Below are 851 nucleotides of genomic sequence, written 5' to 3'. Positions count from 1 at the left end.
CCTACCGCGCGCTGACCGCCGTCGGGGCGCTGGCCCGCCCGCCACAGGCCGGCCGCCATCTCTACGCCGACCTCGACGAACTGCGCGGGCTGCTCGCCGCCCGCGGCATCACCGACTCGGTGGAGCTGGAGCGCGAGCTGGTACGGCGGATCGGCCGGAGCGTGGCCGGGGGCCATCGCTTCGGCGACCCCCCGCACACGCTGCGCCTGCGGCTGGCGACCCTGCCGCTGCTGGGGGCGGCGGAGGAGTCGCGGCTACGGGCGCTCCAGGCGCCCGATCCGCTGGAACTGCCGCATGTGGCGGCGGCGTTGGCCGCCTTCGAGGCGGCGTTCCGCGACCTGATCGAGGACGGAGTGGCCGCCTGAGCCGCCAGGGGACCGCTGCCAGGAGGGATAGGGAGCCAGGCCATGACCGACCACGCCGAGCAGGCCGACCCGGCAGAACCGGCCGAACGCCGCCGCCCGCTCCCGACCACGCCCGAGCCTGCCACCCGAGAGTCGGCCGCCCCCGATCCGGCTGGCACCGAGCCAGCCACTTTCGGTCCGGCTGCGCCTGATCCGGTGGTCCCCGAGGCGGCCACTTTCGGTCCGGCTGCGCCTGATCCGGTCGCCCCCGAGGCGGCGGCCCCTCAGTCGGCCGCCTCCGGTCCAGCCAGCCCCGCTCCGGCGGCCCCTGATCCGGTGGCCCCCGAGTCGGCCACGTTCGGTCCGGCTGCGCCTGATCCGGTCGCCCCCGAGGCGGCGGCCCCTCAGTCGGCCGCCTCCGGTCCAGCCAGCCCCGATCCGGCGGCCCCTGATCCGGTGGCCCCCGAGTCGGCCACTTTCGGTCCGGCTGCGCCTGATCCGGTGGCT

General features: G+C 77.0%; 2 pseudogenes. Both read left to right on the top strand.

The features are described 5' to 3' along the window. Positions 1-365: pseudogene (locus tag KN815_RS49165) on the top strand (pyridoxal phosphate-dependent aminotransferase); the annotation flags it as partial. A 42-nt stretch (positions 366-407) separates the two neighbouring features. Then, a pseudogene (locus KN815_RS49160) lies at positions 408-851 on the top strand (hypothetical protein); the annotation flags it as partial.

The organism is Streptomyces niphimycinicus, assembly GCF_018883605.1.
In the GTDB taxonomy this organism is placed as follows: Bacteria; Actinomycetota; Actinomycetes; order Streptomycetales; family Streptomycetaceae; genus Streptomyces; species Streptomyces niphimycinicus.
This window is presented reverse-complemented; position numbering and strand designations above follow the sequence as displayed.